Origin of the sequence: Mesorhizobium sp. LNHC229A00 (assembly GCF_000502415.1) — a bacterium.
GTDB lineage: Bacteria > Pseudomonadota > Alphaproteobacteria > Rhizobiales > Rhizobiaceae > Mesorhizobium.
In genome coordinates, this window is the sequence record NZ_AYWQ01000159.1 from 1 (window position 1) to 523 (window position 523).

At 62.3% G+C, this 523-nt stretch carries 1 pseudogene; it reads left to right on the forward strand.

The window, feature by feature from the left end:
* Positions 1-523 (forward strand): annotated as a pseudogene (locus X742_RS1000000175185) (hypothetical protein); the annotation flags it as partial.

Here is a 523-nt window from a genome sequence, read left to right on the forward strand (position 1 = left end):
ATCTCCAGCATCTCACCGATCAGCCCGAAATGCTGAAGGCGAAGTGTCATTCCCTGCAGGCTGACCTGGTCCTTTGGCGGACAGGCTACCGCGCCGATCCGCTGAAGTTCGACGGCACCGTGAAATCTCTGCTCTCGATCTATGAGACGCACCCACGGAGCCCATACCACAAGCTGAAGCCGGGCTCGCTCGTCCCTTACAACCACTATCTGAAGAGCCTGAAGGGCCATATCGGCAGCGTCCGGATCGACGACATAAGTGGCGTCGATCTCATGGACTGGCATGACGTCTGGTCGGAGAACGGGCGCTATCTGGCTGCATCATCCACGGCGCGCGCGGTGCTTTTCGCGGCAACAAGCTTTGGCGTCATGCTGCGCCAGCCGGGGTGTCCCGAATTGCAGGTGGTTCTCTTAGAGACAGGGAAGAAGCTCCCGCAGCCGAAGCCCCGGAAGCAAGCCGCAACCGCCACTCAGATCACCGCGGCTCGCGCGGCCGCTCACGCCGCGGGTCGCCCGTCCTCAGC